We start from the raw sequence: 24,428 nt of genomic DNA on the forward strand, positions 1-24,428 counted from the left end.
TTTGGAAGTGCTTGCACAAGTATTTACCCCAGGCACTTTATTATTTTTATTGCTTGGCAGTGTATTAGGGCTGTTTATTGGGGCTTTGCCTGGGCTAAGTGCAACAATGGGTGTTGCGATCTTGACACCAATGACGTTTTGGCTTCCTGCTGAGCAAGGTCTTGCGATGCTCATTAGTATTTATTGTACTGCTATTTTTGCAGGGGGCATTCCGGCGATTCTCGTCAATACGCCAGGTACACCTGCTTCGATGGTGACGACATTTGATGGGTACCCTTTAACAAAGCAAGGTAAAGCGGGCTTGGCTCTAGGTGTCAACGCAATTTATTCAGGTGTCGGCGGTCTCATTAGTGTGTTGTTTCTCATGTTCTTGGCGCAGCCCATTGCTCGCTTTGCTTTGAACTTTGGTGCAGCTGAATATTTTGCCTTAGCTATCTTTGGCTTATCTATGATTATTAGCGTGTCGGGAAGCACGATACGAAAAGGATTGATCAGCGGTTTAATAGGTTTGTTTATCGCCACAGTAGGTCTAGATCCGATAACGAGTACGCCCCGATTTACGTTCGGGTCCAGTGAATTATATGATGGTATATCTTTCATTCCAATCATGATCGGGGTGTTTGGACTTGGTGAAGTGTTCTATCAATTGCTGTTAAAGCGACAACAGCAAATGTCGACAAACGTAAAGAAAAAGGTTGGACGAGTGATACCAAACCGTCAAGAGCGGAAAGAAATGAGAAAGCCATTTGTTTTTTCGGCAATACTGTCGCCAATCATAGGAGCCATTCCCGGGGCCGGCGGAGACATTGCTTCGATCGTCACTTGGGAGCAAAGTAAACGGATGGCAAAAGGGAAAAAGAAAACAGAGTATGGTAAAGGTTCTTTAGGTGGGCTGGCAGCGACAACAACAGCGAATAACGGAGTGATTGGCGGCGCTTTTACGACAATGCTTACGCTAGGATTGCCGGGAGACGCGGTCACAGCCGTTTTGCTAGGATCATTAATGATGTACGGTATGCAGCCAGGACCTAACCTGTTTACTGAAAATCCTGACATTGTAACAACGATCATCGTACTCTTGCTTTTGGCAAATATTCTTGTGATCATCATTGGTCTTGCTGGTGCGAGCTTGTTTTCCAGATTGATGTTATTGAAGCAAGAATATATCTGGGTTTCCGTCGTTTTATTTAGTATCATTGGAGCCTTTGCATTAAACAATTCGTATGTTGATGTTTGGATTGTTTTCATTAGTGGCATTGTAGGATTGCTGTTTCGCAAATTGGATATTCCTTTAGGTCCACTCATTTTAGGTATTTTACTTGGTCCAATGGCAGAGTCAAACTTTAGAAGGGCGCTTGTCATGGGGGGCGACCAAGCGTATCTCATGTTCTTAACGAGGCCAATTGCACTTACGCTACTTTTACTAGCGGTTTTATCATTGGTTGTTCCAATGTTACTCAGCATCATACGATCATATAAGGAGAAGCAATCAGCTTAAGGGTCGAAAAACAGGCTGTCATGTGACAAGAAAATTCGGCAGTCAAGTTCATTTGTTACCACTATCCAAGTAAGGGTGTAGACAGGGTTTATGTCTGCACTCTTTTTGTAGGGGAAGCTAAGCAACGGTTTTTTAGCTTGAGTTGAAAGTATACGTCAGCTAGGTGAGTAAAGACATCTCGATTGAGAAATGAAGGCTTGTCCATCGGCTACAGCGGCGAATGCCGTTTTTTTTAATGCAGGCAATTGAATGAAAGATAAGGATAAAAAGCAAAGGTCTTTTAGTCAGTCGAAAGCTATGTGTATAATAGAAAGACCGATAAGTTGAAAGCGTTTTTAAGAATGGGGGGTTCTCTCGATGACAACTGATATGATCCATGTCTGTTTTCGTCGGATGAATGAGAAATGGACAGATGCAGACTTCCAAGCGCATTCTCATGAAAGGTTTGAAATCTATCGCTTTCATAGTGGGGATTGTAAATATGTGATTGGTGACCGAGTTCATACGCTTCAGCCTGGAGATATCATTATGATGAACGGATTAACGCTTCACGGTGCAAGGCCGTTAGCGACGAAGCCTTATGAGCGAAGTGTGCTTGAATTTTCTCAGTCTTGGATTGAGCCTGTCTTAAAAAGCATTCAATTGCCAGAGCTGCTGTTACCATTTTATAAATTGAACAATTTTTTATTTCGAAACGTTGAGGAAGACAGCTTACGTGAAATTGACCATCTTTTTTGTGAAACAGCGGCATTAAATGACGTGAGGGTTTCACTGGATCGAGCAGATCCACAGGGAAGATTGATCGAGGGGGAGATGGCAACGCTCGTCACGCGCATATTAATTAAAATGTATCAATTAAGTCACTCGAGGCTAGCGCAGCTACCGCCTCAGGAATCAGAAAAAAGTAAGCACGTCGATCGGATTGTGACGTGGATACAAAACTCGTTTCAACTGAATATTACCTTAAATGATATCGCGAATGATTTGAATATTAGCAAATATCATATGTGTCGCATTTTTAAAGAGGTGACCGGGCTGACGGTCATGCAATACTTAATGAGTGTTCGGCTGCATCGGGCAAAATATTTACTGGAAATGACTGTTGATAAAACAGTCTTAGATATTGCGTTGGAATCGGGCTTTGAAAATGCATCTCATTTTAGTCGTTTATTTCGTCAACAGGTTTGCATGACCCCTTCTCAGTATCGAAAACAAAAAATTCGAGCAAATCCTATCAATTCATTGAGTAAATAAAGCAATTTCCGTCAAGTTCTCGTCCGGGCTTTTGAATATACTTTAGGAAATGAGGACTAAAATCGGGTACATCAGTACTTTTCAAGGAGGCGTTAAGGAATGAAATTGGCATTTACGACGCTTGGATGTCCAACTTGGGATATTGACACGATGATTGAGCAAGCGGTCTCGTGGGGGTATCAAGGGATTGACTTTCGTGGCTATTTAGGTGAGATGGATGTTTACCGAACAAAACCTTTTACAGACGATATTGATAAGACGAAGCAGAATGTAGCGAAAGCCGGTTTGGAGATTCCCTGTTTTTCAAGCTCGGTCCGCTTATATTCAGATCAGCAAAAGCACGAAGCGTATGTCGACGAATTAAAAGAGTACATTCGATTATGTCAAATATTTAATACGCCGTATATTCGTGTTTTTGGTGGTGATATTGGCGGAAGTAGCCGAGAAGAAGCATTGCAGATGGCTTCTGAACATGCGAAGACATTTGCTCACCTCGCTGAAACGGGAGGAGTTACATTGTTATTGGAAACGCATGATAGCTGGACGAAGTGTCAATATGTTCGTGATCTTTTAGAGAAGGTTGATTCTAATGCATTCCAAGTGCTTTGGGATGTACATCATCCGTATCGCACAGCAGACGAGCCGATTCAGGAGACGTGGGATACACTCGGACAATCGATTCGTTACACGCATTGGAAAGATTCATATTTGAAAGACGAACACCCGCGCGGCTACCAGTTGTGTCTAATGGGCGAGGGGGACATACCACTTGAGGAAATCTATCAAATGCTTAAAGCAAAAGGCTACGACGGCTATTACACATTGGAATGGGAGAAAGTATGGTGTCCAGAAATCGAGGAGCCTGAAATCGCGTTTAAGCAATATAGCGAATATATGCACCGGATCAAAGAAAAGCACCTTTCAACGTAAAACAACGATTCATAAGGTGTGCTCATTTTCACAAATAAATGAGCGAGCTTTATCCTGTAAAACATCGTTTTATCATCATATTTCCCGGGTAATGTAAAACAATGTCATTTTCTAAATAAGGATGTGTTGAGATGAAGGTGCATGTTGTCGGCGCAAATGGGCAGATAGGTAAACACCTCGTTCAGAAGTTACAGTCGCAAGGGAAGCATTCGACGGTTGCCATGGTTCGCAAGCCCGAGCAGCAAGATTTTTTCAACAGCTGGGTGCAGAAACAGCTTTAGCTGATCTGGAAGGATCTGTTGCGGATATTGCAAAAACGATGGAGGGAGCGGATGCAGTCGTCTTCACTGCTGGATCGGGAGGCCATACAGGCGCCGATAAAACCATTCTCGTGGATTTAGATGGTGCGATTAAAGCGATGGAGGCGGCCAAAGCAGCTCGTGTTCAACGTTTCGTTATGGTCAGTGCAATCGGTGTGCACCGTCGTGAAGCGTGGAGTGCCAAAATTGCCCATTATAGCGCAGCAAAACATTATGCAGATGAATGGTTAAAGAAAAGCGGCCTTGATTATACGATCATCCGTCCAGGTGGATTAACGAATGAGGAGGGTACTCAGAAAATCAATGCCGCAAAAGATTTAGATCGGGCATATATTTCCCGTGAAGATGTAGCTGAAGTGATCGTCGCTGTTCTTGATGATTCAGATACCATCGGAAAAGATTTTGATGTGGTGAATGGTGAAACACCTGTTGTGGAAGCACTAAAACAGCTTTAAAACAATGATTTGTAGAGAGGGGCACTGTCTTAAAGGGCAGTGCCTCAATTTGTTGACAAACGCTTACCGTCTCGCTCGTCTTCACGTCTCAATTTACCGAATGCCTTTATTCTAAGTTGTCTTCCCTATCGCATGTCTTTATGTACCAATGTGCTCGAAATGCCTGTGTGGTCTCAATGTGTTTGTAGGGTGTGAGCGTTTAATTTCATTTTAAGTAGTGAGCTTTACCAGAAGACCTTGTGACATTTCTTGTGTAGGAGGTTTTTTTTTGTGCCAGCTGTCATAAAGTAAATTACGCGCGCTAAATGTCCTCTTTGCCTCAGTAATTGTAAATGATGTATGAATGATCAAACATAGAAAGGACGATCGATATGAGTAATGTTTACCAACGGCCGATACATGATGAGTTTGAACAAAATACGCTAACGGTGGTAGGTTACGGTCAGGTGTCAGGTGTACCAGATGAGGCTGAGTGGGTTCTTGGTGTCGTGACTGAGGGTGATCAAATTGAATTGGCGCAAGAAAAAAATGACAACACGACAGCTGCGGTAATCGAGGCATTAAAGCAAAGCGGCGTGGCAGAACAAGGGATCAGCACGGTTACGTATCGAATTGAACCAAGGTACGATTACGTAGAGGGGCAGGAGCAATTTCGCGGATATGAGGTGACACACCTCTTGCAGGCGAGCACAGAGCAAATTGCTGAGGTGGGCTCGATTGTTGATGCGGCGGTAAAAGCTGGGGCGAATCGGGTCGTATCTATTACGTTCACTTCATCAGAAACAGAAGCGTTACAACGGCAAGCTCTACGTGAAGCAACCCTTGAGGCGCAGGCAAAAGCACAAGTGCTTGCGGAAACCTTAAATGTCATGCTTAATGAGCCTCCGATGGAAGTTGTCGAAATTCCTTCAGATCGCATCCAAAGTGAAGCAATGTTCAGTGCATCTGTTAAGCAAGCACCCATTCAACCAGGGAGCATTGTAGAGGGAGCAGCGATAAAGTTAACTTATTCATTTTAAACACCGCGACTTTGTGGTGTAAATTAATTTGTGATTATTTTCACAAAAGTAGTTGCTTAAGAATAATTTGTAAATTATACTGTAGTTAGATGATTGTGAAAATATTCACATAATAATGTGATGATAATCACAAAAACCACTTTAAGGAGGACTTTATGAAGATAGCGGTCATCGGCTGCACTTGCGCTGGAGCGGCAGCCGTTACAAATATGTTAAATATGTATTCTGATGTCCAAGTCACCATCTATGAGGAGAATGACTATGTCTCTTTTTTGGCGAGCGGGATCGCGCTACACGTTCAAAAAATCACGTCAGATTCACAACGATTATATGATTCTGTGTTTAATCATTTTGAAGATGAGGGTATACAAATGCGGATGCAGCATGAAGTGACTGCTGTTGATGTAAAGAAAAAAATCATTCAAGCAACAAATTTAATGACTGGTGAAAAAACGAAGGACACATTTGATAAATTGATTATCACGACGAAGACTATACCTATTGTTCCAAATTTACCAGGGGATGAGCTTGAGAACATATATTTTTGTGAAAATAGTGATTACGCAAAGGTACTTATACATAAAGCAAGGGATGCTAGGAATGTTGTCATCCTTGGTGCTGGAAACGTTAGTGTTGAATTAGCGGCCGCTTTAGCGGTTCAAGGCAAGCAAGTCACGCTCATTGATCGGAAGTCACGAATCCTGAGTCAGCATTTTGACGCACAATTGACTGAGCCGTTGGACGAGCTGTTAAGTGAACATGGTGTGATGCTTGCCTTAGGGCAAACAGTGTTAGGCTTTGAAGGAGAAGAGGGAAAAGTAACACGTGTTATGACATCTGAGCAAGTTCATCCTGCGGACATCGTGATTTCATGTCTTGGATGGCGGCCAGACACAGACCATTTCAACGGGCAGGTCGATATGCTTGAAACTGGATTTATTCTCGTGGATCGTTTTTTGCAGACGAGTGCGAAAGACGTATTGGCGGCGGGAAGCTGTGTCGTATTCCGTGATCAGCCTATGCAGCAGGAAGTAAATGTCCCCTTAGCAACTAACGAACTGAAAATGGGTGTAGTGGCTGCGAAAAATGTATTACAAAAAACGGTTGCTCATCCTGGTTTACAAGGAACTTTAGGGATTCAACTTTTTCATCATTTTGTTGCGTCTACAGGCATGACAGAAGAACGAGCCTCCTTCCTCGATTTGGACGTAGATACAGTGGATATTCAAGAGAAGTATAGCGCTAAAAAATGGCAAGTGTGCAGCTTGTTCGCTGTAAAGTTGTCTTCAATAGCGTGTCTAGAAAAATATTAGGGGCACAAGTTCAGGCTGACTTTGATATCAAGCATATCGTTGATACGATATCGATTTGTATACAGCAGCAAATGACTATTGATGAATTGGCTTTTTCTGATTTATTTTACCAACCACAATTCAATCAGCCTTATCATTTACTAAATATCGTCGGCATGCGAGCTTTAGAGAGGAGATAGAGTCAGCGGAATTACACTGGTGATCAGAGAAAGGCGGATAAGCAGGGCAGCGATTCGTGATCGCACTTCTGATAAAGAGCTGTTCTTTTTGCCGGAAGAGCTGCTTTTTAGGGGGGAGATATGTTCTCGAAAAAATTTAAATTTGGTTTGGAAAAGACAGGTGCAAACTGAAAGGTTAGTCTGCACCTGTACGGTGTCAGTGACATCCTTCAACACGTCACTTGAAAAAGTTGTCCATCGAGTTGTCGATATTGAGAACGCGAGTGGTATGATCATGGTGACAAATTGACTCCGTAACTCATTGGACAGCTTCCTTGCTGTCTTTATTTATGTTGAGAAAAAGGATAGTTAATGAGCTTTTCAGTGGGCACGAAATAGATTAATGGTCGTTGTTCTCTAAATCAGTCACTGCTCCTTACGATTCGTCAAAAACGAAAGCTTCCGGAATGTATTGAAAGTGAGGGTAATCTTGAATGCTCGTCCAGTCTCCTCCCCATTCAAATTCAAGGGCTTTGGCAATTGCAACGACCTCCATCCAGTCAGCTTCTCCATTTTGATTCCCATCAAACTCTAAATCCCAAATAACGTCGCCTGATGCGGTTCTAAGGGCAAAATCAATGGCTAGTCCATAGTTATGCAGCGATTCTCCCCCTTCTGCATTCGTGACAATCGCCCCCTCAGTCGTTCGCCCTTGTGCATAGAGACGATCTTGTTCTGCAAAGGAGCGAAAGTCGTCAGTAATGAGTATCTCAATACCGGCATTCTTCGCTTTTTCGACTAGTTCATTTTTCTTTTGTTCAACGACAGGATGGAGACCTTGAGGAGGCTCTTTATCTTTCATTTTTTCTATAGGTGAAGACGTCTCATAGTTCAGACTAGAAGGGACGCTTTCTTTAATCATCCAAAGGGCGCAAACGATCACACCAATGAGAATAAGAAAATGTGGAAACTTCATCTTTAAACCTCGCTGTCAAATATTAGATGGGACGTTAGATAGACTATTTTCGTATAGATCATTGTAATCAAGATCACTCTCGGTGACTAGAAGGAAAATAAAGGTCATCATGTATGTAACTGTTCTTTTGCTGGCAATAATATGAACATCACAGCAAAGGAGTTGGGTGCGCGTTGCGGTATATCTTTCATAGTGTATGGACGATTCTTTTCATCGTTATCTTTACAGCATGTAATCAAGTTGATTCTCCTGAGGACAAAAAAGATATTGAGGCAGAGGCGGCAACGGTTGATGTGTTTGAGCAAAGTGAATATTCAACCGAGGGTATGCGACCAAGTGCAATCGCAGAGCTCATTGATACGGATGAGAATGTGATTGGAGACGTCACTTTCTATGACGTAGACGGTAAAACAGCCGTTGAGCTAACTGCAGAAGGTTTGTCTCCAGGTTTCCATGGATTTCATATTCACGACATCGGCGTTTGTGAAGCAGATGCGTCAGACGGTCCGTTTACGACGGCAAAAGGGCATTACAACCCTGAAGGCACAGAACACCCTGATCACGCCGGCGATTTGCCAGTTGCTTTTGCAAGTGAGGATGGCAAGGCACAGTTAACGGTCATCACTGATCGTTTTACAAGTCGGGAGCTGGTCGAAGCGGGAGCTGGTGTCATTATCCATGAAAGTGATGATAACTTTGCAAATATTCCAGATCGATATCAATCCGACGCTCAAAAAAAGCCTGGTCCCGATGAAGAAACTTTAAAGGCGGGAGATGCAGGCAGTCGAGCAGCATGCGGAGTCGTCGTTGCCCCGTAGACTAGAAGACGACCCTCTTCTGTAGTGGGAGGGTCTGTTTTTTGAATTCGCTTTAAGACATTCCTTCTGAAACAGGCATCATTGGTCAATGTATAGCTTAATTTCAAATCAAAGAGGCGCGCTTCTAAAAACAGACGAAGATGTATATAAAATAGGCAATCGCTTGACACTTCTAAACAAAGTGAATGATGCTAGCAATCTTCTTTGTTACACTAAGAGTAAATCTTTGAATATACGAAAATCTTGCTGAGACTAACCAATTCTTTGTAGAATAGAAGAAGGACTGTCTACGGAATACGATAGAGGAGGTTTTGGGATGAACCAGGACCATAACACATACAATGCTCAAATGAAAACGGTACTAGATAATATTGAACGAGTGATGATAGGAAAACGAGAAACGGCTGTATTAAGTTTAGTTGCCTTACTAGCGAAGGGGCATGTGTTGATTGAGGATGTCCCCGGGGTAGGTAAAACGATGATGGTTCGTGCATTAGCTAAGTCGATTTCTTCCGTGTTTAAACGAGTTCAGTTTACACCTGATTTACTGCCATCCGATTTGACGGGTGTCTATATATATAATCAGAAAACACAGGATTTTGAATTTAGAGCGGGTCCATTGATGGGAAATGTCGTGCTAGCCGACGAAATTAACCGTACGTCCCCGAAGACTCAGGCGGCACTTTTGGAAAGTATGGAAGAGGGCAACATCACTGTTGACGGAGATACGAAAAGCTTGCCATTGCCGTTTTTTGTTATGGCTACACAAAACCCGGTTGATTATGAAGGGACGTATCCACTGCCCGAAGCACAGCTCGATCGCTTTTTATTGAAAATGAACATGGGGTATCCATCTTTTCAAGATGAGGTTGAAGTGCTTCGACGTGCTCAGCTCCGTCATCCCATTGAAGAAGTAGAGCCTGTTCTCAGTACTGAACAATTACTTCAATTGCAGGAAGATGTCCTTGGCGTCTTCGTCGACGAGACGGTGAAGCGATATATTGTGAGTATTGTAACGGAATCACGACTTCATCCGCAGGTTGAGCTTGGGGCAAGTCCAAGAGGTTCAATTAGTTTAATGAAGGCAGCGCAGGCGTTAGCATTTATTTTTGGGCGAGAATATGTCATTCCCGATGACGTGCAATACTTAGCACCTTATATTCTAGGACATCGTATTGTTCTGACGGCAGAAGCTCGATTTGCCGGTGCAAACGCTGAGCTCGTGATTGGTGACATTCTTTCCAAGGTCGAAGTACCCGTTGTACGGGAATTAAATTTATGAGGAAGACATACTGGCCGCTGCTGAAAACGACAGTGACCTTTCTGCTTTTTTTCTTCTTTATGGGAATTGTTTTTTCATATGCGATGTTTCATGGGGGCTTTGTCAGCTGGTTTTTGTTTTACGCGACCCTTCCGTTAACCTTATACCTGCTCATTACAATGATTTACCCGCTTCGGAACTTTCGTGTCGAGCGCATGCTTTCCACCTCTGAATGTAAGGTGGGGGAGACTGTCAAAGTAACGTTGACCATCAAACGTACAATGCCCTTCCCTCTCTTTTACTTGTTAATTCACGATCAACTGCCGATGGAGGCTGTGAAGGGCACCCCTCCAGTACGTGCGCTTTTATTTCCGGGATTGAAAAGAACGCTCTCGTATTCGTATGAATTACAGTCTGTTCGGCGTGGTGAGTACCACTTTCAAGGAGTGACGTTATCTACAGGTGACCCGCTCGGTTTTGTCCAAAAGCATCACTTTGTATCTTTAAAAGACGAGTTGCTCGTCTTTCCAGAACATGAACTAGCATACTATGAGCATACTGGGCAAAATCGTCAAGAAGGAGACGCACTTGCACGTATGTTCGATGTGATTGATACGACGATGGCCGTTGGTGCCAGAGAATATGTACCTGGAGACAAGTTTTCCTGGGTTGATTGGAAATCGACCGCCCGCAAACGGACGTTAATGACGAAAGAATTTGAACAGCGAAGTGGTCATACAGTTCGTCTGCTGCTCGATCGCTCCGAGCAACAAAACGTGGCGCCAGAATCATTTGAACGGAACATTTCATTTGCCGTCTCGCTTGCAAAAGCGATCATTCGCAAGGGGACAACGCTTCACTTTTTGTCGCTTGGGAAAGACACCGTCAATATTCATCTGGAAGCACTCAAAAATCAAGAATCGTCCTTTCGGCAAGTGCTTCACCATTTGGCAAGGGCAGAGCGAGATGGGGAAGCGCCCTTCGCAAAGCAAGTGCAGGAGACGCTGATGCGTTCCGAAAAAGAGGTGACCATGGTCTTTGTTGTCCAACGGCTTGATCCGATGCTCGTCACGACCCTCATTAAGGCAAAGGAAACTTTTCCATATCTGGTTGTATTTATGCCAGGTGAAGACAGTCGTGATGCTGGACAAAGAACACTTGAAAAGCAGTTGTCAGCACACGGTATGACCATTGGTCGAATCAGACGTGAAAATATAGGCAAAGCCTGGTTTGAGGTGACAAAATAATGCAGTGGCTTCAGAAACACTCACAATGGCTTGGAACCTTAATTTTATATACTGCTGGGTTTTTATTGTTTATCGAATGGTTACGTCCTCTTGAAGACATTTCAACGACGACGCAAGTTCAAGTTTTTATCGTCTTTGCGGCCTTTTGTTTTGTCCTTTCCTTTTTTCAGCTCCCATTTATCATTTCGTTCGTGTTAAAGCTATCAGGGATGCTATTTATTTTACATTTGATGTTTTTTAAAGATGTACCGCTGTTTTCCTTCGATTGGATCGAATATGTCCTGCTTGATAGCTGGGAGAATATATTAGCGATTTCGAGTGGACAATGGTGGGACATGACGAGCATTTTCCGCAGCCTTTTATTTTTCGTCCTCCTGTGGTTAATGAGTTACTTAATGTATTACTGGGTGATTCAGATTCACCGGCTTTTTTCCTTCTTTTTAGTTACACTGCTCTATTTAGGTGTTGTTGATACGTTTACCTTATATGATGCAAGTGAAGCGATCGTGCGGGCATTTTTAATCGGACTTTTAGCAGTAGGCCTGTTATTTATGGTCAGATTAAGGCATAAAGAGGGCGCTTTTTTTAAAACATCAACTTTTATGAAAAGGGCAGTGCTTCCGTTAGTGCTGTTGATCTTATTTAGTGGTGCGGTGGGTTATGCAGCACCAAAAGCAGCGCCGCAATGGCCTGATCCAGTTCCATTTTTACAAGGTGCAGCGTCAGACGTAACGGGAAACACTGTGAAGCGTGTAGGCTATGGAGATAACGATTCGCGGCTGGGCGGTCCATTTATTGGTGATCAAGGCCCGGTGTTTCAAGCGATCGGAGACGAGTTCTCTTACTGGCGTGTAGAATCTAAAGATTATTACACTGGCAAAGGGTGGGAAACATCGATTGATTCGCCATTGCATATGACAGCACAAGACCAGGTTGACTTGCAATTAATTGAGCCAAGCGTTGAAACGACTTCAGAGACTGTGGAAATTGTCATGGACGAAAGCGCCGCGTTTCCCCATCTTGTTTATCCATCCGGTCTTCGTGAAGTGGAGACAGCGTCATATACGGACTTATTGATTAATCGCTTTACTGGTAAAATCTTTCCGTCTCGGGATGATCAGCAAAACATACTCAATCGCTATACGCTCACATATGATGCGCCAAATTTTCAAAGAGAGCAGCTGGAACAAGTGCCTGTCGGAGGCAGTGATGCTCAGCCGATCTACACGCAGCTTCCGGACAATTTACCACAGCGTGTGTACGATTTAGCAGAGCAAATTACTGTAGGCACAACGAATCGTTTTGAGCAGGCAAAAGCGATCGAGCAATACTTTTCTGATAATGGATTCGAGTATAATACAAAGGATGTTGCTGTACCGAGTGCGGAGCAAGACTACGTAGACCAGTTTCTTTTCGAAACTCAAAAAGGCTACTGTGATAACTTTTCCACGTCGATGGTTGTGTTAATGAGAACCCTCGATATTCCGACGCGTTGGGTCAAAGGCTTTACGCAAGGCACGTATCATGATACGACTGATGATGGGCGTCTTGTCTACGAGATTACAAATGAAAATGCCCACTCGTGGGTAGAGGTTTATTTCCCGGGGAGCGGTTGGGTGCCATTTGAGCCGACACGAGGGTTTAGTGGCCCGCAGTTATTTGAAGAAGAGCGCCGCGCTGCTGAAGCGTTCCAACCCGCACAAGAAGAGGAAGCATCAACCCATGAAGAAGAGGAGCAGGATTCTGAAGTGCAGGAAGAATCGGCAGAGGATGAGGAGTCGGCGAGTGCGGCATCAGGACCATCGATTCCATGGGGATCTGTATTAAGTGTCTTGGCATGGGTCAGTGGCATCCTTGGAGCAATTTTTCTCGTAACCGTTTGGGTAACGAGAAGAAAATGGTTTATCAAGTACATTGTGTGGAAGTATAAAAAGCGCGATGACGACGCTGCTTTTCAAGATGCATTCGATCGTTTGCTGCGCGTGCTCCACAATACAGGGCTCGTAAGAAAGCATGGGCAAACACTGAGAAGCTATGCGAAAGAGGTCGATGAATCCTTAGGTAATGAGGATATGGGTCGCTTGACAACGATGTATGAACGCACACTCTACTATGCGAAAGAAAGCTCTCCAAAAGAGCAATGGAAAGAGGGCGTCGACCTTTGGGAAAATTTAATTCGTCGGATCTTGGCTTGACCGACTTAAACGGCATTGTTAGAATGAATTGCGACTATACGTTTTGAACGAAATGCACGACTGCAGCAAAAGCTAGGAGACAGGGAGATGCAGCCGACTGTCTTCTAGTTTTTTTCTGACAGACATGCGCTAACATGGCGCAAGACCGAGGGGAGAATGGACTGAAGTGACAGATATGACAAACGCAAACGATATAATTTTAGTACTCGATTTCGGTGGCCAATACAATCAGCTTATTACACGACGGGTTCGTGAATTTGGCGTGTACAGTGAATTGCATTCGCACAAAATGGCAGTAGAAGAGATTAAGGATATGAATCCTAAAGGAATTATTTTCTCTGGAGGACCAAATTCGGTTTACGAAGAAGGGGCATTTCGTTGTGATCCAGCTATTTTCGAGTTAGGAATTCCGATTTTTGGTATTTGTTATGGAATGCAGCTCATGACACATCATTTTGGCGGGAAAGTTGAACGTGCCGGTAGAAGAGAGTACGGAAAAGCAATGTTAAAAGTCGAAAATGCTTCTCCGTTGTACCACGGACTTCCAGAAGAGCAATATGTTTGGATGAGCCATAGTGACCTTGTCATGGCAACGCCGGAAGGATTTACAGTTGATGGGACAAACCCATCTTGCCCGATTGCGGCTATGAGCAATGAAGAGAAGCAAATGTATGGTGTGCAATTTCACCCGGAAGTACGCCACACCGAGCATGGCAATGCCCTCTTGAAAAACTTTGTATTTAACGTGTGCGAATGTGAAGCCAATTGGTCGATGGAAAACTTTATTGAAGAAGAAACCGCGAAAATTCAAGCGGCAGTTGGAGACCGCCAAGTGCTTTGTGCTCTTAGTGGTGGCGTCGACTCCTCGGTCGTCGCAGCGCTATTGCACAAAGCGATCGGTGATCAGCTCGTCTGTATTTTTGTCGACAACGGATTGCTCCGTAAAGGCGAAGCAGATGACGTAATGGAAACTTTTGCTGAGGAGTTCCAAATGCGCGTCATTAAAGTCGACGCGAGAGAGCGATTCCTGAATAAATTAAAAGGCGTGTCTGACCCAGAACAGAAGCGTAAAATCATTGGCAACGAATTTATTTATGTCTTCCAAGATGAAGCAGGCTCACTCGAAGACGTCGATATTCTCGCTCAAGGAACACTTTATACAGACATTATCGAAAGCGGGACAGATACAGCGCAAACGATTAAGTCACACCACAATGTCGGCGGGCTGCCTGAAGACATGAACTTTGATTTAATCGAGCCATTAAACACATTGTTTAAAGACGAAGTGCGTGAGCTCGGTACCCAGCTAGGACTTCCGGAGCGCATCGTTTGGCGTCAGCCATTCCCAGGTCCTGGACTCGGGATTCGTGTGCTTGGTGAAGTCACAGAGGACAAGCTTAAAATTGTCCGTGACTCCGACGCCATTTTGCGCGAAGAAATTAAAAAAGCTGGATTAGACCGTGACATCTGGCAATACTTCACCGCCCTGCCAAACATGCGCAGTGTCGGTGTGATGGGCGATGCGCGGACTTATGACTATACAGTCGGCGTTCGAGCTGTGACATCGATCGACGGCATGACATCCGACTGGGCGCGCATACCGTGGGACGTGCTTGAAATCATCTCCAACCGCATCGTCAACGAAGTCGACCACGTCAACCGCGTCGTGTACGACATTACGAGTAAGCCACCGGCTACGATTGAGTGGGAGTAGGACGACAACTTAATTTGAAGTAGGAGTGCCGATTTATAAAGGATTAACCTTGTTAAAAATGGATAAAAACCATTTAAAAAATATAGTTCCCTACCAAAAACCCTACCAAGAAAAAATTTTGGTAGGGAATTTTGCTTTTTCGTTGTATTTTGGTAGGGAACATTTTCTGTGGATAACTCGTTTATATTTTGGAACATAAAAGTTGGAATATAACTATAATAAAAGATGAATATGGTGGCATTAACATTGAGATTATAATAATTATAACGATGTAAAAATGGGTATTTACAACTTGACGTACATTATTGCGTACGTTAAAATATGGATTGTAATCAATGATAAAAGAAAGGGGGATTTAAATTGTTAAGTTTTAATCCAACCAATGCAAGGCAAAACCTTTTCCAATTGATTAAACAAGTTAATGATAATAACACACCGATTGAAATTACTAGTTCAAAAAATGATGATGGTGCAGTTCTTATCAGCAAAAGAGATTGGGATTCCATACAGGAAACACTATATTTACAAAGTGCTGGGGTTCTTGATCGAATTAAACATTTTGAAGATGAAGAGACGGAGGATTTGGGTGATATAGATTGGGATACGCTATAAAGATAAAGAAAAATGCTAAAAAAGATTTACCCAAACTGAAAAGGACACAGCTTCATAAAAAGTTTGATAAACTGATTGAAGTGATTAAAGAAAATCCTTTTCAAAATCCTCCACCTTATGAAAAATTAGTCGGTGTACCTTACTATTCCAGGCGTTTAAACATTCAGCATAGACTAGTTTATAGTGTTAATGAAGAACTGAAAGAAATAATTATTTTGTCGATTTGGTCACATTACGAAAGAGGATTATAGTAAAAAGGACTGAGCAGAAACAGAAATTGTTCATGCTCTTTTTTTATTGGATTTAACGTTTTTTGTCAAGAAGTCTCCATCGTCAGCGATAAGGTAGATGAATTGGCTTTCGGTCAAGTACGTCTTTAGACGGACTAATTGACCGAACGTATGTTATCATAAGAGTATGAAGTGTTCTTTAAAAACTGGATATATGAGGTTGCATGGAGAAACTAATCATGCGAAAACCAAGCGAACCCTTCCATGCGTAAAATATCCAAGGTACGAAAGAAACTCCGAATCGTCGGACATCTAGGGCAGGAACTTCCCGAAGTAACGCTCATGGAGACGAAAGGTTGCTTTCGTCGTGGAAATGAGAAGCTCCCACTTCAAGCGAAGCTAAGTGGTGAGTAGTTCACGTGGCTATATACAATAAATCGGGAACCGTCAAAAATTTTGTGTGAATTAAGAATGCCTTATCCTGTATACAATCTTTAACTTTTCGTTTGAAAGATTGCAGCCAATTCCGAACGTGCCTGGTCAAACCCACGGTGGCAACGGGTAGCGAAACGCTGATTGTACTGGTCAAACTGAGAAACGAGAAACCGTTCTAGTGACTCTTCGTTCGGAAATTGTTCTTTACGTTTACTGTATTTCTTGATCTGCTTGTTAAAAGCAGTGACGATTGAGTGGGAATGAAAAAACAATAAGCCCTAAAAATCTTGGAAACACAGGGTTTTTAGGGCTTTTTATGTGTCGCGCCACGGCCCCTTCTAAAAATCCCTCCTTTTTATCCTTCACTCAAAAACACTTTTTGCCATATGAAGAAATTCCTTTACAGCAGGCGAAGCATTCTGTATTGAAGTGATGTTTGGGATTGTAAACGACGACCATTCTCAGATACTGGCATTTCATTTGCAGACGTTTCTTTTCATGAATATCCCTTTGCTATATTGAGTCTCAATCTAGCACGACTGTACGTGGTGCGCCCCAATCGCATCGATAAAAAACGCTCTTTGTTCGCATAAAGCAAGGAGCGTTTTTATGTCTAAAATGAAAAAAAAGCCTCATGCTGATAGTAGGGCTAAGCATGCGCTAATATGATGGATTCTTTTAGTGGGCATTTTAACAATGCGTTTCAATTGATCGAGCTCTCTAATGAAACTTCACAAAGTTGCCTTTTTAATTTCGTTGACGCCGCTTTCTACAAAATATATTATAAAGTCAAGAGGTCAGACCTCTATACAACAAAACGAGGTGAGATGTGTGGATAAAGAAAAGATGATGCCCAATATCAAAGTAAATGAAGGTGCCATTTCGGAACATGTGATTGTCGTCGGTAATCCTGAGCGTGCCAAAATGATAGGTGATTTGTTGGAAGATTCTCAGCAGCTTGCTTATTCAAGAGAATATTTGACAATCAATGGCTATTACAAAGGCAAAAAAGTTACTGTTGCTAGTCACGGAGTAGGTGCTGCAGGGGCTGCTGTCTGTTTTGAAGAGTTGATCAAAGCTGGTGCGAAAAAACTGATTCGTGTCGGTACGGCTGGATCGTATACAGAAGAACTTCCTCCAGGCAGCTTAATTATTGCGGATTCAGCAGTACGGGCAGAAGGATTAACGAAGCAAATGGTTCCTGAAGATTTTCCTGCCGTTGCTGATTATAAACTGCTGCTCAAGCTCGAAGAAGCGGCTCAAAAAACAGACTTTACTTATGGATTAGGGACAATCGTCACTTTGGATGCGTTTTATGCAGGTCCCGTCCAATTTCCACACATGCTTTATAAAGAGTCTGGTGCGTTGGGAGCGGAAATGGAGCTAGCAGCACTCTATGTGATTGCTAGATTAAGAGGTGTATCTGCTGCAGGGATTTTTGCGCTAGATGGTTATGCCTTTAGTGATATGAATGATTACAATCCACACAAAGATTTTGTGAACAAAGCGGTACGTGCCGAAATAGACATCGCTCTAGAAACGTTGCTCACTGTCTAAAAATACCGACCTCCTAGAATACGCGTTGTTTTTCACGTTTTAAAAAAGTAAGATGAATGTAATTGTGTTTTAGGAGGAAAAAAATGAAAGATTTTGGGATTGAAAAAGAAACATTATCGTCACTTGCAGTCAAAACTATTATTGATCTGATAGAAAAAGATGTATTTAAAATTGGGGAAAAATTGGATGCTGAGCAAAAGCTCGCTGATAAGTTGAATATTAGTCGTCCTGTCTTGCGCGAAGCACTTCAGAAGTTAGAACATGAGGGATACATTGTGCGAAAGCATGGCATCGGTACATTTGTCATTTCCAAAACGCCGATTTTAACGACAGGAATTGAGAAACTCGACAGTATGACCGAATTGGTGAAGGCACAAGGCTATGAGGTCGGTACAATTGGGGTGACCGAGCCGAAGATTGAAAACGATGAAACGATTAGAACAATGCTGCGCTTGGCGGAGCATGATCGCTTATTGTTCTTTGAGCGCATACGCACGGCGGATAAGAAGCCTTTTGCCTTAGATCGAATTTACATGAATGAAAAATATCTTGGCGCTGATTATTATTCCAAATATGCTTATTCATCATTGTTAAGCTATTTGAGCAGTGTACAGGATATTCACATTTTTAGCTCGCAATGTAATTTATTTGCTGAGAATGCTTCTTTGGAAGATGCGATGAAGCTTGGCATTGTCCAAAATGAAGCTCTTCAAGTGTTGGAACAAACCTTCTACTCCAACACAGGCGATCCGATATTTTATGGAAAAAGTTCAATTGTAAATAATATACTAAAATTCCATATCGTCCGTCGACGTTAAGGAGTAAGAGAAGGAAGGTCCAACCAATCTCTTAATGAAAAGGATGATAGACGTGAAGCATATAGAGTCTGTAACATTCAATGGAGAAAAAATTGTCCTTCTTGATCAAACCAAATTGCCTTTGGAAGAAGTTTATTTAGAAATTACGACAATGAAAGATTTGTGGGAGGCCATTTTTGAGCTTAAGGTTCGTGGTGCTCCAGCGATTGGAATTGCTGCTGCATATGGTGTTGCCCTCGGCGCAAGTCAATTGGAAGAACAGGCGTATGATGAATTTTTAGTAAAATATGAAGAGATTTCAGATTACCTTGCATCCTCTCGTCCGACAGCAGTAAATTTATTTTGGGCGCTTAATCGAATGAAAAGGATTGTCGTAGACAACAAAGAAACATCTGTTGCTGACATTAAACAGATGCTTCACAAAGAGGCGGATGCCATTAAAAAGGACGACGCGGAGATTTGTGAATCGATCGGGGAGAATGCCCTTACATTAATGAAAGATGGAATGACCGTCCTCACACACTGTAATGCAGGCGGAATTGCAACCGCGAAGTACGGGACAGCGCTTGCACCAATCTATCTTGCCAAAGAGCGTGGCATGGAAATCAAAGTGTTTGCAGATGAGACACGACCGTTATTGCAAGGGGCTCGTCTGACCACATGGGAATTGATGCAAGCGGATGTCGATGTCACCTTAATTACTGACAACATGGCTGCGATGGTGATGCAGCAAGGTAAAATCGATGCTGTAATTGTAGGCTGTGACCGTATTGCGGCGAATGGAGACACGGCGAACAAAATTGGTACGTATGGTCTTGCTGTGCTTGCGCAAAAGCATCATATTCCTTTTTACGTCGCAAGTCCACTATCGACGATTGATATGGAGACAGCGACTGGCGCTGAAATTCCTATTGAAGAGCGTCCTGCCAAAGAGATTACGCAAGGTTTTGGAAAACAGACCGCACCTAGCGGGGTGAAGGTGTATAATCCGGCATTTGATGTAACTCCGAATGAGCTAATTACAGCGATTATTACGGAAAAAGGGATTGTACAAGCGCCATACTATGAAAGTTTGCAAACAGTATTTGAATAAAGCATCCTACCCCGATAAAGGGTGAAAAAGCAGCATGATTGATAAAATACACCGCTGATAAAAGGAGGGGTTGGATGAACTACTTTTTGCTAATTAACATTATTGGAATATTAGTCTTTATAGGCGTAGCTTATCTTTTTTCAAAAGACAAGAAAAATGTTCATTGGAAATCAGTTGGCATCCTCGTTGTTTTTAACCTTTTTTTAGCTTGGCTTTTGACGGCGTTCCCGGGAGGACGCTGGTTTGTTGGTAAAGTGGCTGAAGCTTTTAACTGGTTAATTGAAACTGCATTTTCGGGGGTCGGATTTGCTTTTGCAAGTATGGTCAATGTTGAAAATATGGACGTTGTGTTCAGTGCATTAATGCCGATTTTACTCGTTGTGCCTTTATTCGATATTCTTACTTACTTTGGAATTCTGCCGAAAATCATTAAAGGGCTCGGCTGGGGACTTTCAAAACTGACTGGTCAGCCGAAGTTTGAATCGTTTTATGCGATCGAAATGATGTTCCTTGGCAATACAGAAGCCTTGGCTGTGTCGGGTGGACAACTGCGTTCCATGACGCCGCAGCGTTTGTTTACAATTTCTTTAATGTCAATGAGCTGTGTATCCGCAGCGATGATTGGTGTTTATACAACCATGATCCCGGCCGAATTTGTGTTGACGGCTGTACCGTTGAATGTGATCAACGCTATTATTGTTACAAGTATCCTTAACCCTGTCGTCATAACGAAGGAAGAGGATGTCATCTTTGAGATAAAAAAAGAAGATAAACCCCCTTTCTTTTCGTACCTTGGGGATTCTATCCTTGGCGCCGGAAAGCTGATTTTAATTATCACAGCGATGATTATTGCCTTTGTTTCCTTAGCAGCATTGATTGATAAAGTCCTTCTGCTTATTGCGCCTTGGTTGACGCTAAGCAATATTCTTGGCGTCGTGATGACACCATTTGCACTGCTTCTCGGATTGCCTATAGATGAAGCGTTTCAAACAGCGCAGTTCATGGGGACGAAATTAGTCACGAATGAGTTTGTCGTCATGATGCAAATGATGCCAATACTGGATACGTTCAGTCCGCATATGCTTGCAGTGCTTAGCACCTTCATGGTGTCCTTTGCGAACTTTTCCACCATCGGAATGATCCTCGGATGCTTTAACGGAATTGTGGATAAAGAAAAAGCAGAGTTTCTGTCAAAAGGCGTATGGATGATGATCCTTTCGGGAACATTAGTTTCCTTGTTGAGTGCCGGTTTCGTCGGATTATTTGTTTGGTAAGCGCCAATGATACGTCAACATATCATTGTGAGAATTTTAGTGGTCTTACTAGGGTCCGCGTTGACTGCTTTTGGTATTTTGATGTTTTTAGCAGGAGAACAAGGTGTTGATCCGATCAGTACGTTTTTGCTTGGTATGGTCGTGCATTTGCCATTTTCTTTTGGGACATGCAGTCAAATTTTTAATGTGACTGTACTTGGCATCGTGTTGTTTCTGGATCGAAAAAAGGTCGGACTTGGCAGTGTTTTAAATGCTGTCTCAGTAGGTTATTTCATTAATTTGTTCCAAGGTATGGGCGTGGATTCTTACTTTACCGTCCCTTCTTGGGTACTCGTGTTTCTCGGACCGATCGTCCTTGGAATCGGTACAGCGATCTATTTATATGCAGATCTAGGTGCCGGTGCTTTAGAAGGGATGATGTTGTATTTATCTGAAAAAACGATGTTATCCATTAAGTGGATTCGGATGATTTTAGACGCAACGCTCGTGTTCACCGGCTATTTGCTCGGTGGTATGGTTGGGGTTGGGACTGTGGTTGGTATTTTACTCATTGGTCCTACGATCGAGTGGACGCTAAGAAAATTAGATACGGTCAAAAAATCAATTCGTTTTTCATAACATATGGCTTTCGGCAGCCATACATTGCTATTTTTGCTTTTCGCTTGATGGCTTACCACAGGAGGAATCGTTTATGCTAAGTAAGCAAACGTATTTGAGTGATGATGCTGCAAAAGACATGATTTGTGACATCGGCAGACGTGTATATCAAAAAAACTTTGTGGCGGCGAATGATGGGAACCTTTCGATAAAAGTTGGCGAAAATGAAGTGTGGACTACGCCGACTGGGGTGAGTAAAGGTTTCATGACGCCTGATATGCTCGTTAAGGTAGATTTAACAGGGAAGATATTGGAAGGGACACGAAAGCCGTCGTCTGAGTTAAAGATGCATTTACGAGTCTATCGAGAAAATGCCGAGGTCACCGCAGTTGTTCATGCCCATCCCCAAGCAGCAACGGCTTATGCGATGGCGGGTGTTTCTCTTGATCGGGCTTATTCGCCTGAAGGCGTCATTTTGCTAGGGAAAGTCCCCGTAGCTTCTTATGCGACGCCTGGTACAGAAGAGGTACCAGATTCTGTAGCTCCGTTTTGTAATGACTATAATGCTGTGTTGCTTGCAAACCATGGTGCGCTCACATGGGGAAGAGATATGATCGAAGCATACTATCGCATGGAATCTCTAGAGCATTACTCCATGACCCTTCTTCACACGAAAAAAATTACGAATCAGTTAGAAGAGCTAAGTGCAGAGCGTCTAGCAGAACTGATCAACATTCGTGAGCGGATGGGGATAAAGACAGGCGGACACTTAATTGCTAGAGAAGAAGCGGCGGAACAACGAGTAAATGATGGATCATCACAATTTGATCGACACTTCATTGAATCTATCGTTACGGAAGTCACTGAAGAGGTATTGAAAAGGTTGAAGCGTTAATTTGTAGAATGGGAGTTCCGGCTGTATGTCGGGACTCTCAGCCTGTTGCCAAACGCTTTCATCCGTCGTTGCTTGTCTCGCTCGTCCTCTCATGAACTAAGGTTCAATTCGAGTCTTCACTTGCCTTCGCGCCTAGGCTGGCAAGCGTTTTCAAACCAGGCTGAGGTTGGATGGTGTTGCCAAACGCTTTCATCCGTCGGTTGCTTGTCTCGCTCGTCCTCTCATGAACTAAGGTTCAATTTTAAGCCTTCACTTGCCTGCTCGTTGTGGAGAGATTGCTAGGCAGGTGTTAAAAAGTTTAGGGGAAATTTGGAAGATGATTTTTCTTCAACCTGGGAGTTCCGGCTGTATGTCGGGACTCTATTGTTTTATTGCGCAGTATGGAATTGGCTGAGGCGACGCTCCATTTGATTTTGAAATTAAATAGGTTGGACTGTACAAATCTCATATTCATTACCATTTAGCTATTGAGGACGATAATATGCATAATTACTACACTTAAACCCCCCCTTTAGAGAACAATAACTATGGTTTTATAAACACTTCTGTTTGTAAGAGATCACTTACAGAATTCATTTCAACAAAATAGCCAACTTTAAAATGCCCTCCCCATCTTTTCCAAATAGCTAAACCCTCCCAATGACATTGCACGATCGAGTATGACGTTCTCTATAAGATATTCTATTTTTGTCATATGAATCGTTGACAATTAGACGAAGAAAAATTGATGGAATTTTGTTATATTTGTGTTAATGGGTATCGGTGAATTGTTTGCTTGCATTTCAGCCAATGATAAGCACCCATCCATTTAGTGCTTTTTATCAAAAGTGGATCAGATGAGAGGGGAGATTGAGTGAACCATTCATCTCAAGACATAGACGAAGTCATCGCATACATTCATGACTATATCAATGAACCACTACCGCTTACCCGCTTAGCCCGCTATGCAGCGTACAGCCCATATCATTTTTCGCGCCTTTTTAAACAAAAGACAGGTCTATCGCCACATTATTATGTATCCTCATTAAAACTTCAAAGAGCGAAAGACTTGTTATTAACGACAGATTTAACTGTTCGTGATATAGGTATGGAAATTGGTCAGCAAAGCTTAGGAACCTTTACGACTCGCTTCACTGAAAAAGTTGGGATGACACCGGCGCAATTTAGAAAATCTCCTGTAAAAGTAAGTGGTTATTTACAATCGTTGAAACAGCTTCCTCATTGGTCGCAACAATCTCACGTTGATTGTCAATGGAATAAAGTCGAAGGAACAATTGAAGCGGAAAGTTCTTTTCGTGGCGTTATTTTAATTGGGTTATTTACAAAGCCAATCCCCGAAGGTCTACCTCAATATGGGACATTGCTTTCCTCATTGGGGCGATTCGCATTTAATGATGTTCGACCAGGCGTCTATTATTTAATGGCTACTGCTCTATTTTGGGAGATGGCTGCTACGGACATACTCGTCCCCCATCAAACTTTGCGTGTGAAAGCTGAGCAGCCGATTCGTGTTGGAACAAAACTGGCCGTCCCCTACCAACGTCTTAAACTCCGAGGTCCGCGCCTTGATGATCCGCCTATTCTCATTTCTTTGCCGATTTTGATGAAGAAATTTTTAATCCGATTGACATGAGTTAATTTCATAAGTCCCTTTTTAAAAAAAGTGTAGAGTAGTCCCTTGGTGTTTTACATGTTTTTTTAAAATATATCGTGCTTTAATTCACGCTGCCTTGGACATTTGTTCTGCTTTCATCTTTTT

General features: G+C 42.7%; 21 protein-coding genes and 2 pseudogenes. 21 read left to right on the forward strand and 2 right to left on the reverse strand.

Features of this window, described 5'->3' with window-relative positions:
• Window positions 1-7: 7 nt before the first annotated feature.
• The 7 genes and pseudogenes from G4V62_RS12610 to G4V62_RS12640 all read left to right on the forward strand — a co-directional run bounded on the left by G4V62_RS12610 (window position 8) and on the right by G4V62_RS12640 (window position 6,968).
• Window positions 8-1,498 carry a tripartite tricarboxylate transporter permease gene (locus tag G4V62_RS12610; protein WP_312855494.1) on the forward strand — a complete coding sequence of 497 codons (1,491 nt, stop codon included), beginning with the start codon at window positions 8-10 and terminating at the stop codon, window positions 1,496-1,498.
• A 357-nt stretch (window positions 1,499-1,855) separates the two neighbouring features.
• Window positions 1,856-2,752, forward strand: a complete 897-nt coding sequence (locus G4V62_RS12615; RefSeq protein WP_165202755.1) for a helix-turn-helix transcriptional regulator — start codon at window positions 1,856-1,858, stop codon at window positions 2,750-2,752.
• A gap of 99 nt (window positions 2,753-2,851) precedes the next feature.
• Window positions 2,852-3,682 carry a sugar phosphate isomerase/epimerase family protein gene (locus G4V62_RS12620; RefSeq protein WP_165202757.1) on the forward strand — a complete coding sequence of 277 codons (831 nt, stop codon included), beginning with the start codon at window positions 2,852-2,854 and terminating at the stop codon, window positions 3,680-3,682.
• Between the two features lie 131 nt (window positions 3,683-3,813).
• Window positions 3,814-4,457: pseudogene (locus G4V62_RS12625) on the forward strand (SDR family oxidoreductase).
• A 371-nt stretch (window positions 4,458-4,828) separates the two neighbouring features.
• Window positions 4,829-5,476, forward strand: coding sequence for an SIMPL domain-containing protein (locus G4V62_RS12630; RefSeq protein WP_165202759.1), 648 nt, complete (start codon window positions 4,829-4,831; stop codon window positions 5,474-5,476).
• A gap of 155 nt (window positions 5,477-5,631) precedes the next feature.
• Entirely contained in the window at window positions 5,632-6,789 is a 1,158-nt protein-coding gene (locus tag G4V62_RS12635; RefSeq protein ID WP_165202761.1) for an FAD-dependent oxidoreductase, read from the forward strand.
• Window positions 6,771-6,968 carry a hypothetical protein gene (locus tag G4V62_RS12640; RefSeq protein WP_165202763.1) on the forward strand — a complete coding sequence of 66 codons (198 nt, stop codon included), beginning with the start codon at window positions 6,771-6,773 and terminating at the stop codon, window positions 6,966-6,968. The genes G4V62_RS12635 and G4V62_RS12640 overlap by 19 nt, the downstream gene beginning before the upstream one ends.
• A gap of 415 nt (window positions 6,969-7,383) precedes the next feature.
• On the opposite strand, the gene G4V62_RS12645 is transcribed toward G4V62_RS12640, so the two are convergent.
• Window positions 7,384-7,923: a M15 family metallopeptidase gene (locus G4V62_RS12645; RefSeq protein ID WP_165202765.1), complete on the reverse strand. Its 540-nt coding sequence runs from the start codon at window positions 7,921-7,923 to the stop codon at window positions 7,384-7,386.
• A gap of 173 nt (window positions 7,924-8,096) precedes the next feature.
• Between G4V62_RS12645 and G4V62_RS12650 the strand changes: the two genes are divergently transcribed.
• The 7 genes from G4V62_RS12650 (at window position 8,097) to G4V62_RS12680 (ending at window position 16,021) form a co-directional block, all read left to right on the forward strand.
• The gene (locus G4V62_RS12650; RefSeq protein ID WP_165202767.1) at window positions 8,097-8,741 is read left to right on the forward strand and encodes a superoxide dismutase family protein; all 645 of its coding nucleotides are present in this window, start codon (window positions 8,097-8,099) and stop codon (window positions 8,739-8,741) included.
• A gap of 316 nt (window positions 8,742-9,057) precedes the next feature.
• Complete coding sequence (locus G4V62_RS12655; protein WP_246218433.1) at window positions 9,058-10,023, forward strand: AAA family ATPase; 966 nt, start codon at window positions 9,058-9,060, stop codon at window positions 10,021-10,023.
• On the forward strand, window positions 10,020-11,249 hold the full coding sequence (locus G4V62_RS12660) for a DUF58 domain-containing protein (RefSeq protein WP_165202769.1): 1,230 nt from the start codon (window positions 10,020-10,022) through the stop codon (window positions 11,247-11,249). Before G4V62_RS12655 ends, G4V62_RS12660 begins: the two co-directional genes overlap by 4 nt.
• On the forward strand, window positions 11,249-13,444 hold the full coding sequence (locus G4V62_RS12665; RefSeq protein WP_165202771.1) for a transglutaminase TgpA family protein: 2,196 nt from the start codon (window positions 11,249-11,251) through the stop codon (window positions 13,442-13,444). Before G4V62_RS12660 ends, G4V62_RS12665 begins: the two co-directional genes overlap by 1 nt.
• A gap of 175 nt (window positions 13,445-13,619) precedes the next feature.
• Window positions 13,620-15,158, forward strand: coding sequence for a glutamine-hydrolyzing GMP synthase (gene guaA / locus G4V62_RS12670; RefSeq protein WP_165202793.1), 1,539 nt, complete (start codon window positions 13,620-13,622; stop codon window positions 15,156-15,158).
• Between the two features lie 360 nt (window positions 15,159-15,518).
• Window positions 15,519-15,770: a type II toxin-antitoxin system Phd/YefM family antitoxin gene (locus G4V62_RS12675; RefSeq protein ID WP_165202773.1), complete on the forward strand. Its 252-nt coding sequence runs from the start codon at window positions 15,519-15,521 to the stop codon at window positions 15,768-15,770.
• Window positions 15,755-16,021 (forward strand): Txe/YoeB family addiction module toxin, encoded by a 267-nt coding sequence (locus G4V62_RS12680; RefSeq protein WP_165202775.1) that lies wholly within the window; start codon window positions 15,755-15,757, stop codon window positions 16,019-16,021. Before G4V62_RS12675 ends, G4V62_RS12680 begins: the two co-directional genes overlap by 16 nt.
• 473 nt (window positions 16,022-16,494) lie before the next feature.
• Here G4V62_RS12680 and G4V62_RS12685 read toward each other — a convergent pair.
• Window positions 16,495-16,677, reverse strand: a pseudogene (locus tag G4V62_RS12685) (IS256 family transposase); the annotation flags it as partial.
• Window positions 16,678-17,266: 589 nt separating this feature from the next.
• Here G4V62_RS12685 and G4V62_RS12690 point away from each other — a divergent pair.
• The 7 genes from G4V62_RS12690 to G4V62_RS12720 all read left to right on the forward strand — a co-directional run bounded on the left by G4V62_RS12690 (window position 17,267) and on the right by G4V62_RS12720 (window position 24,302).
• Window positions 17,267-17,992, forward strand: coding sequence for a nucleoside phosphorylase (locus G4V62_RS12690; RefSeq protein WP_312855493.1), 726 nt, complete (start codon window positions 17,267-17,269; stop codon window positions 17,990-17,992).
• A gap of 83 nt (window positions 17,993-18,075) precedes the next feature.
• Window positions 18,076-18,810 (forward strand): GntR family transcriptional regulator, encoded by a 735-nt coding sequence (locus G4V62_RS12695; RefSeq protein ID WP_165202777.1) that lies wholly within the window; start codon window positions 18,076-18,078, stop codon window positions 18,808-18,810.
• Window positions 18,811-18,853: 43 nt separating this feature from the next.
• Window positions 18,854-19,903: an S-methyl-5-thioribose-1-phosphate isomerase gene (mtnA, locus tag G4V62_RS12700; protein ID WP_165202779.1), complete on the forward strand. Its 1,050-nt coding sequence runs from the start codon at window positions 18,854-18,856 to the stop codon at window positions 19,901-19,903.
• Window positions 19,904-19,977: 74 nt separating this feature from the next.
• On the forward strand, window positions 19,978-21,177 hold the full coding sequence (locus tag G4V62_RS12705) for a NupC/NupG family nucleoside CNT transporter (RefSeq protein WP_165202781.1): 1,200 nt from the start codon (window positions 19,978-19,980) through the stop codon (window positions 21,175-21,177).
• Window positions 21,178-21,216: 39 nt separating this feature from the next.
• A complete protein-coding gene (locus G4V62_RS12710) occupies window positions 21,217-21,795 on the forward strand; it encodes a YczE/YyaS/YitT family protein (RefSeq protein WP_165202783.1) in 579 nt (192 codons plus the stop codon).
• A gap of 73 nt (window positions 21,796-21,868) precedes the next feature.
• On the forward strand, window positions 21,869-22,669 hold the full coding sequence (locus G4V62_RS12715) for a class II aldolase/adducin family protein (protein ID WP_165202785.1): 801 nt from the start codon (window positions 21,869-21,871) through the stop codon (window positions 22,667-22,669).
• Between the two features lie 853 nt (window positions 22,670-23,522).
• On the forward strand, window positions 23,523-24,302 hold the full coding sequence (locus tag G4V62_RS12720) for a helix-turn-helix domain-containing protein (RefSeq protein ID WP_165202787.1): 780 nt from the start codon (window positions 23,523-23,525) through the stop codon (window positions 24,300-24,302).
• Window positions 24,303-24,428 lie beyond the last annotated feature (126 nt).

The sequence above is a fragment of the Litoribacterium kuwaitense genome (genome assembly GCF_011058155.1).
GTDB lineage: Bacteria > Bacillota > Bacilli > Bacillales > DSM-28697 > Litoribacterium > Litoribacterium kuwaitense.

Coding starts and splice junctions, on each gene's coding strand:
- G4V62_RS12695 (WP_165202777.1), top strand. CDS start 18,076: ATGAAAGATTTTGGGATTGAAAAAGAAACATTATCGTCACTTGCAGTC.
- G4V62_RS12615 (WP_165202755.1), top strand. CDS start 1,856: ATGACAACTGATATGATCCATGTCTGTTTTCGTCGGATGAATGAGAAA.
- G4V62_RS12660 (WP_165202769.1), top strand. CDS start 10,020: ATGAGGAAGACATACTGGCCGCTGCTGAAAACGACAGTGACCTTTCTG.
- G4V62_RS12645 (WP_165202765.1), bottom strand. CDS start 7,923: ATGAAGTTTCCACATTTTCTTATTCTCATTGGTGTGATCGTTTGCGCC.
- G4V62_RS12715 (WP_165202785.1), top strand. CDS start 21,869: ATGCTAAGTAAGCAAACGTATTTGAGTGATGATGCTGCAAAAGACATG.
- guaA (WP_165202793.1), top strand. CDS start 13,620: ATGACAAACGCAAACGATATAATTTTAGTACTCGATTTCGGTGGCCAA.
- G4V62_RS12705 (WP_165202781.1), top strand. CDS start 19,978: ATGAACTACTTTTTGCTAATTAACATTATTGGAATATTAGTCTTTATA.
- G4V62_RS12635 (WP_165202761.1), top strand. CDS start 5,632: ATGAAGATAGCGGTCATCGGCTGCACTTGCGCTGGAGCGGCAGCCGTT.
- mtnA (WP_165202779.1), top strand. CDS start 18,854: ATGATAGACGTGAAGCATATAGAGTCTGTAACATTCAATGGAGAAAAA.
- G4V62_RS12655 (WP_246218433.1), top strand. CDS start 9,058: ATGAACCAGGACCATAACACATACAATGCTCAAATGAAAACGGTACTA.
- G4V62_RS12620 (WP_165202757.1), top strand. CDS start 2,852: ATGAAATTGGCATTTACGACGCTTGGATGTCCAACTTGGGATATTGAC.
- G4V62_RS12630 (WP_165202759.1), top strand. CDS start 4,829: ATGAGTAATGTTTACCAACGGCCGATACATGATGAGTTTGAACAAAAT.
- G4V62_RS12665 (WP_165202771.1), top strand. CDS start 11,249: ATGCAGTGGCTTCAGAAACACTCACAATGGCTTGGAACCTTAATTTTA.